Below are 8771 nucleotides of genomic sequence, written 5' to 3' on the forward strand. Positions count from 1 at the left end.
AAAAACCTCTCCGGCGTTGGAAAAACCACCTCAACCAACTGATTTATATAGCCTTAATCATTTCTGGCACGCTCCTTGATAACAGTCAGGCACCCACCGGGCGATACCGCCTCCCGGGCACCCTAACTTTTAGCAAGGAGCACATCCATGGCTACACCAGCGTACATGTCGGTTACCGGCGAGAAACAAGGCCTGATCACTGCCGGCGCGTTCACCGCCGACTCCGTGGGCAACACCTACCAGGAAGGCCACGAAGACCAGGTCATGGTTCAGGCGTTCAGCCACGACGTGATCATCCCGCGTGACCCACAGTCCGGCCAACCGACCGGTCAGCGCGTACACAAGCCAGTCGTGATCACCAAGGTCTACGACAAGTCCTCGCCACTGCTGCAAGCGGCGCTGACCTCCGGCGAGCGCATGAGCGAAATCGTTATCCAGTGGTACCGCACTTCGGCTCAAGGTACCCAAGAGCACTACTACACCACCAAACTGGAAGACGCGATCATCGTCGCCATCAACAACAAAATGCACAACTGCCAGGATCCGTCGAACTCGCACTTCACGCACCTGGAAGAAGTGCAATTCACCTACCGCAAAATCACCTGGACCCACGAAGTATCCGGTACTTCGGGTTCCGATGACTGGCGTGTTCCAGTCGCTTAATCGCGGCTGACGGTTCCAAACATCGGCCAGCTCTGCTGGTCGATGTCATTTGCGCCTACCTGGAATTTTCGCGCCCGCAAGCGCCCGTTTGGGTGTCGGCGTGCGCCGCAGCACTGCATGAGGAACAAGGGATGTTCGCGCCGGCCAATCAGACCCACTTTGCCCTGACTGTCGAAGGTCTGGAAAACGATCTCCAGGTCCTTTCCCTGCAAGGTCGGGAAGCCATCAGCCAGCCTTTTGTATTTGAGGTGGAGCTGGTCAGTGAACAGCCGTCCCTGGACCTCGAAACGCTATTGCACAAACCGGCCTTTTTGCAGCTCTCGCCTGACGGCAGCGGCATCCATGGCCAGATCTACCGCGCCGCCCAAGGCGATTCCGGCAAACGCCTGACCCGCTACGCCGTGACCCTGCGCCCGCAGCTGTCTTACCTGGCGCACCGCATCAACCAACGCATCTTCCAGAACCTTAGCGTGCCGAAAATCATCGGCATGGTCCTCGAAGAGCACGGCATCCAGAGCAATGCCTACGAATTCAAAGTCGGGGCGATTTATCCCGAGCGCATTTACTGCGTTCAGTACGATGAATCGGACCTGCAGTTCATCCAACGCCTGTGCGAGGAGGAAGGTATCCACTACCACTTCCAGCACAGCGCCACGGCCCACAAGCTGGTGTTCGGCGATGACCAGACGGTGTTCCCGAAACTTGCGCCCGTGGCCTACCAGCAAGACTCCGGCATGGTCGCCAACGACCCGGTGATCAAGCGCTTCGACCTGCGCCTGGAAACCCGCACCAGCCGCACCACCCGCCGCGACTACGACTTCGAAAAACCGCGCCTGACCCTGGAAAGCGAACACCGTGGCGACGCCCTGCCCGACCTCGAAGACTACGATTACCCCGGCCGCTTCATCGACCGCGAACGCGGCAAGCACCTGGCCAAACGCGCCCTCGAACGTCACCGCAGCGACTTCCAGCTCGTCGAAGGCAAAAGCGATCAGCCGTTGCTGGTCAGCGGCCACTTCCTGGCCCTGACCCAACACCCCAAGGCCAAGTGGAACGACCTGTGGCTGCTGACCGAAATCCTCCACGAAGGCAAACAGCCGCAAGTGCTGGAAGAGTCGGTCACCAGCAGTACGACTAACCTCAAGGACGATTTCCACCAGGGCTACCGCAACCGCTTCCAGGCCACCCCCTGGGACGTGCCGAACCGCCCGCCGCTGAACCACCCCAAACCACGGATCCTCGGCAGTCAGAGCGCCGTGGTCACCGGGCCCAAAGGTGAAGAGATCCACTGCGACCAGTACGGCCGCGTCAAAGTGCAATTCCATTGGGACCGCGAAGGCCAGGCCGACGACAAGACCAGCTGCTGGCTGCGCGTCTCCTCCGCCTGGGCCGGCGCCCAGTACGGCGGCATCGCCATCCCGCGGATCGGCATGGAAGTGCTGGTCAGCTTCCTCGAAGGCGACCCCGACCAACCGCTGATCAGCGGCTGCCTGTACCACAAGGAAAACGTCGTCCCGTACGCCCTGCCGGCGAACAAAACCCGCAGCACCTTCAAAACCCTGAGCTCTCCAGGTGGCGGCGGTTACAACGAACTGCGCATCGAAGACAAAAAAGGCCAGGAACAGATCTTCCTGCACGCCCAGCGCGACTGGGACGAAAACGTCGAACACGACCAGAAAATCCGCGTCGGCAACGAACGCCACGACACCGTGGAGAAAAACAGCTACAGCGAATTCAAGGCCGAAGAACACCACACCGTCTACGAAGACCGCAAAGTCGAAGCCCGCGCCAATGACCACCTGACCGTGGGCGTCAACCAGCACATCAAGGTCGGCACCGGCCAGTTCATCGAAGCCGGCCAGGAAATCCACCTGAGCAGCGGCATGAAAGTCGTGCTCGAAGCCGGCAGCGAACTCACCCTCAAGGGCGGCGGCAGCTTCATCAAGATCGACGCCAGCGGCGTAACGCTGAGCGGCCCGGTGATCAACATGAACTCCGGAGGGAGCCCGGGCAGCGGCACCGGTGCGGCGCCATTGATGCCTGGGGTGTTGAAGCAGGCGGATGCGGATAAGGCTGGCCAATTGTTGGTGCCCGCACAGCGGCAAGCGTTGATGCAGAAGAAGCCAATCTGCGCGATCTGCGAGAAGGCCAAACTGGAGGCGCAAAATGCTTAAGTCCGAGTGGCCACTGGAAAATGGGTTACCTCAAGGCCTGCCGTGGAATGGCACCGTCGGTTTGCTGCTGGATGGCGTCAGCGTCGAAAAACTGCCCCAGCACCTTTATCAATGGTCGGATAATCCGGTTTTCGAGCCACTCTACCTCGGTACCCCGTGGGTTGAATTGGGCGACGTTTCGCCGTGTCTGGTTCAGATAAAAGCGCAGAACAATCCCATCCTGGCAAAGTTTCTGGCTGAGCCTCGCCAAGAATGGGGCTACCTCGTGTTCAGCGATCAACCCTGGGAGCACATGGTCGAGCACTTCCGCTGGCTGACCAGTGTCATGCACCCTCAGGGTGAAGAAGTCCTGTTGCGCGTCGCCGACCCCGCCGTGGCCCACGCGCTGCTCAGCCACGGCGAGAGCATCAAGGACCCGACCCTGTTCGGCCCTTGCCCGCAGATCGTCACCGCCGATGCGGCGCTGGGCTGCTGGCACATCAACCAGCGCCCCGGCAAAGTCCCCGAACCGAATCACAGCAAACGCTACCGCTTGAGCGACGAACAACTCAGTCAATTGGATGAAGTGAATTTTCGCAGCATCGTCCTGCGCCTCAACGAACACATGCACGAATACTTTCCGTCCTATCAGGCACAAGCAACGCCTCTGCAGCGCTGGGAACACCTACATGCATTGGCTTCGACTTCATATGATCGAGGCTTCAACACCGAGCTCGACATCACTCTCTACGCCAACATTTACGGGTTTCTCGGTGAGCGAGCGCTGGAAGAACATCCGGACCTGGATGCGATACTTAAAACGCCATCGGAACAAACGCCCGCTCAGCGACTCGAACGGGTCGCTGATATTGCCCAGGAACGGGCTGAAACCCTGCCAAGGAGCCAAGGATGACAACGCCCACATCGACCGGCAAAAGCCCGAACAACGTTGCAAAAAGCCGGGACGATGGCAAGTGTGCCTTGGGCGGCTGCTCGCTGATGAAGGCCAAAATCCAGCTCATCCCTCTCCGTTACGGCCTGGTCGAACGACTCGACCCATCCAGTGCACTAGCCATGCCGTACAAAACCACCTCGCGTCCTTTGGGAATTCGCTTGATCCGCGATGGCTGGCTCTACGTCATCGTCGACAAGAAACCTCAAGCCGTTATGCATGAATACCGAATTCAGAACGGCATCGTGACCCAACTGCTGTGGGAAAAAGGCGAAATCACCGCCAACAAACGCGAAAGCAACGTGGGCGAAGCCGTGCTGATCTTCCCGCGTTTGAGCAAGCTCTACGTCAACTACTCAGAAGTGCAATGGACCGCCGCCAAATGCGCGCAGGTCATCAAGCACAAATCCGAGCGTGAATACTTCATGCAGGCAGTAGACCTGACCAAGGCTGATCCGGAGAAAGGCGCGGCTAATCTGTTGACGCCAAGTCAGGCGGAAAAATGGATTGCGGAAGTTGCGGAGCAGCCGAGTAAGGAACCGGCGGTTACGGGTGCCAAACCTGAGGAAAGCCAGGACTATCTCTGGGAGCAAGCGTCGCACTTCAAGAAAACTCAGTTGGGCGCGCTCAAAAAGCAAGTCAAGGCAGAAAATGAGCGTGACCATCTGTACTTGGTCATACAGGATGACTTGGGCGTGCTGCGCGATCTCGCCGAGCATCAGGATTTGGTCACTGGCTGGATCAGTGACTGGAGTGACGCTGAAGCCAATCAAAAGAAGTATGTGTTTGGTTGCTACATCGAATCGTTGTACACCGTAACCGGCGAAACCATTCTGAATGCAGCCCAAGGCGACCCTCGTTTTGCCAAACTCAAGGACGAAACAAGCGAAGAGCAGCGGCAATCTATCGTCGACTACGTCAACGCTAAAAATAAAACCCAATATTCTGGTGTCGGTACGCAGCGTGGGGCTATTGCAGCTTCAAAGTCGCGGATGCGTACGAGTCTTGGACCTTTGCATTCCAAGTACGAAGACCTGATCGAGACCATCGAAGACAACGCGGATGACGCGCTCGACGGCGCGAAAATGGGGCAACAAGGCATCAACGATCTGATCGATCGGCCCGCTATGGAAGCCTTTCTGAAACAGCAACGCGCCCAACTCAGTCGCTGGAACAAACGTCTAGATCTGATCAGTGACGATCGCGCGAATCTGATCAATGAAGAACGCTTCCAACGCTCAGCCTGGTATTTCGACCCCAAATTTGGCGATCAACTAGACACAACTCTCGCTACTGAATATGCCTGTATGAGAGACATTTGCCGGACAGATAAAGCGACTGAAAAGCTTGCCGATCTGATCGAGAAACAGCCGGGTTTTACCGTACCAACCTTCTTCACATTGAGCTTGACTGATCAGAAGGACATGCACGCCAAGGTCACATCTTTCGTCAAGTCCCTGCGCGATACCTATATGGCCAAGGACGACTATCAGGGTGCCCAGGCTCTCAGCGGAAAATTTGGCAATTTGCTCACTCAAAATCTCGCAGCAGCAATGCAATTGAGTGAAAACGGCATTGTGCTCGGTCAGTTGCGCAACACGGCGTATGAGCCGGCAAAGCAATTGCGCCTGGCAGGAGCGCTGGATGAGGCCATGCAAGCGCTACGCAGTGGCCAGCCGCTAGATCCAGCAAAAGTATTGCGCCGAATTCCTGGCTCGGCCTGGATAGATGTTCTGCGTGCCTTTGGTAAGGGGGGTATTACGTTGGAGTTTGCCTCTGCGAATCAAATTGCCGCGTTCAAAGCTGATATGGCCAAACTGACAGATCTGCGCCAGCAAATGACTTCGCTGAAAAATCAGATTCGGCAAACCCTGGCTGATGAACGTAAAGGCCGGTTACCAAAAGGCGGTTACAAAACCTTGGTATCTCGCCGCAAAGCCATTCAGCAAACTGTCGCTCCACTTGAAGGGCGGATAGCTCAGGCCATGAGTCCTGTTGGTGACGGGCCGGGTAAGGCTGCCTTCAAGATCAAAGGGCTTAACAATGCTCAGGTGCTTGAGTTTGAGCGGATGGCCGATGACTATCGGCTCAAGCGTCCTTCCAAAGGAATAAGCAAGGCGGTTTTCGCATCAGCTGGAGGGGATTTGTTTTCTTCAGCAGCAGCAGTTCTGCAAATTATCAGCTTTGCGACTGTCTATAGTGAAATTGCTAGAAAAAAAGAGGCGGATTTCTCCGATAAGTTGGCTGTAGCAAATGCTCTTTTTTCAATGATTGGGGGGACTATTGCCGCAGCCCAAGGAATTGCTATTACCGGCCTTTCTGTCGCAATTGAAAACTATGCGAGTACCGCAGCTAAAATCGGATTAGCCGCCAAGTTAGGCAAAATTACAGGCGTATTGGGGCCGTTTTCCTACCTTTTTGGCGCTATTGCCGCAGGCACCGGTTTGTACGGTGAAAAAGGGTCTGCCGCAAGGTGGACCGAAGCTTTACGGTCAGGCGATGGCGCCAAGCTAGCTGGGGCTAGCATGACGCTGGCTGGAGACTCCGGCCAACTAGTTGTCAATGGCTGGGCGACCGCACGAACAGTTCAATACACGTTTGAAGCTATGACGAATGTAAGCCAGGCGCGCGCTCTTGCGTGGGTTACGGCTGGTGGTAAGTTGCTCAGCGTCGCCGCACGGGCCAACCTGATTGGCCTAGTCCTGACAGGACTCCAGCTAGGTGGTGAATGGCTATACAACCGTAATAATAAGACCGAACTGGATAAATGGCTGCTTAAAGGTCCTTGGGGCAAGCAGAGCGCAAACCGAAGTCTTGCAGAGGAGCGTTTGATGTTAGCAAATATTACTGCCGCTCCGCAGATAGCCCTACAACAAGTAAACAGCAAGCACATGGCCGTCTTGAGCGTGCCGGGGATGACAGCCAATGATCTGGAAGATGTCAGTCTCGGCCTCTGTGCTTACTGGCTAACTAACCATCAGCGCAATGACTGGGAAGCGTGGAGCGAACCATTGCTGTATCAACTCAATCTACTAGGTGCCCCGGGCGAACCTCTCAAGCTTGGCTTGGAAATATTCCAACACGAAGCTAACGCCCAGCATGGTCTTGCCGTCGTTTTACGCTACCACCCCGTAGCCGGTAATAAATTTTTCCGAGAGAAGCGATTCGAAACCACGACCCTAAACGCGCAGAATGGCAAACTGCTTCAATCAGTATCTGTGTTAAAGACACGTACCACGGATGCCCCTTGGTTGCTAGTAACTAGCGACTCCCTGTAGTTGCCTAACCCGCCTACATTTTTTCGGTTGAATTGCATGCCACCCAAACATGAACAGCAAGTCGAGCTTGACCTCAAAAATCACCGCCCCACGGCGGGTGAAACTCGTCGTTTTGCCACAGGTGAAGCATTATTCTTCTCACCGTTGCCAGTTCCTACCGGACAAATCCCAATGGATCTCGGCGGAAGTTTTGTTGAAGTCAACGACACCTACCTGGACTTGGGTAGCAGCAATCTCACCAAGTCTTTCCAAGCACGATTAGCTGTGTCACTCCCTACAGTCGTAGTTATCGTTTGTCTATTTGTTCTCCCAACCTTGATGGGCTTCGCAGCATTCATAAATCCATTCGGCAGAAGCTTTTGGTTTTACTTCAACGATTTTTTTGAGTTCGGAATATCACTAGCGCTCTGGTGTGGAGGGGGAGCAGCGCTGATTGGCCTGTACGCGATTATCAGCACCACAAGAAGCAAAGCCCGCGCCCGACCCATCCGATTTAACCGTCAACGCCGAGAGGTCTGTTACTTCCCGAATGACTCCGACGAACCCGTGATCCAGCCTTGGGAAGACACGGTTGCGTGGATCTCAGTCAGCACCGGATCCACCGGAGTAGGCGTAATCAGCAGCTACACCTTTGGCATGGCCATAGATAATCCCAAGGCCGATACGGTGCACTTTCTTACACAGGAGGTCATGACTCCTGTTCATGGACTAGGCAAATGGGAAGCCATACGTGTCTACATGGAAAAAGGACCGGAGTTTTGCCCTGGTAAAGCACCATACGAGGGTCGCCACACTTTCGATCAAGAACGACAGAACATGCACGAGGAATACCAACACAACGAACGTTCCGCTTTAGGAGTTGGTTGGTGGTACCTGACACACCTGATCACTTGGTGGCGTTTTCCGTACTGGGTTGCTGAATGGGACCATCGTTTCAGCATGAAATCTCTACCTGATTCCATTTCTGAGTGGTCAAAATCTCTACCGACTGAGCAGTGGGCCAAGCCGAGCCAAGCGTTGAAAGAGCAAAGCGCCAAGATCGAAAAAGCTTTTGCTCAGGGACAAGATTTCATGACGTACTTCAAGGCGAACCTAAATGAAATCAAGACAGAAGAATCGATAAATAATTGAATGGAAACGATGAGCCGCGTCCTTGATGCATAAATATAATCGACTACCTCATGCTGGAGATGGACTTCATGGTTATCCTGCATGACACCTACCTCTCCGCAGTACGACGAGTACGATATTCGACAGCAGCGCCCGTCGCCGGGGGAACTTGTCGCTTACCCACTAGCGAAGCATTTTTCGTCTCACCTCTGCCGATTGCAATTTGATCTAGGATCGATTGCTGATTTCAAATTTTATGACCCGTGTCCTCTTGCTCAAAAGCAAAGTGGGAGCAGCTGAAAACACATGGAGCAATTTTCAGCGGGCAGGACAACGGCTACTAGATCAATTCTCGGTCAGCGGCAACAGCTTGGTTGCACCATCACCACCACAAGTGCCTCATCGCCATCATGCGCAAGAAGTTGCGCACTCATCTTCTGAAAATACCGACCATTTCTGCTCCAGGTCACGCTAAACAAGGGCTGCAGCCAAGTGCGTAAGAAGTTGCGCAGTGGGGCGCAACTTCTTGCGCACTTTTTCAGCGGATCCTTGCCAAAAACCTCTCCGGCGTTGGAAAAACCACCTCAACCAACTGATTTATATAGCCTTAATCAT

At 54.9% G+C, this 8771-nt stretch carries 5 protein-coding genes; all 5 read left to right on the forward strand.

Annotated features, from left to right (window positions below):
* The first annotated feature begins 147 nt into the window (after positions 1-147).
* The 5 genes from BZL43_RS00090 (at position 148) to BZL43_RS00110 (ending at position 8177) form a co-directional block, all read left to right on the forward strand.
* The gene (locus tag BZL43_RS00090) at positions 148-663 is read left to right on the forward strand and encodes an Hcp family type VI secretion system effector (protein WP_007900657.1); all 516 of its coding nucleotides are present in this window, start codon (positions 148-150) and stop codon (positions 661-663) included.
* A gap of 131 nt (positions 664-794) precedes the next feature.
* The gene (gene tssI, locus BZL43_RS00095; protein WP_095630453.1) at positions 795-2837 is read left to right on the forward strand and encodes a type VI secretion system tip protein TssI/VgrG; all 2043 of its coding nucleotides are present in this window, start codon (positions 795-797) and stop codon (positions 2835-2837) included.
* Positions 2830-3729 (forward strand): DUF4123 domain-containing protein, encoded by a 900-nt coding sequence (locus BZL43_RS00100; protein WP_095630454.1) that lies wholly within the window; start codon positions 2830-2832, stop codon positions 3727-3729. The genes tssI and BZL43_RS00100 overlap by 8 nt, the downstream gene beginning before the upstream one ends.
* Entirely contained in the window at positions 3726-7046 is a 3321-nt protein-coding gene (locus BZL43_RS00105; protein ID WP_095630455.1) for a toxin VasX, read from the forward strand. The genes BZL43_RS00100 and BZL43_RS00105 overlap by 4 nt, the downstream gene beginning before the upstream one ends.
* Positions 7047-7082: 36 nt before the next feature.
* Entirely contained in the window at positions 7083-8177 is a 1095-nt protein-coding gene (locus BZL43_RS00110; RefSeq protein ID WP_311654569.1) for a DUF6708 domain-containing protein, read from the forward strand.
* Positions 8178-8771: the final 594 nt, after the last annotated feature.

It is taken from the genome of Pseudomonas sp. PICF141 (genome assembly GCF_002286815.1).
GTDB lineage: Bacteria > Pseudomonadota > Gammaproteobacteria > Pseudomonadales > Pseudomonadaceae > Aquipseudomonas.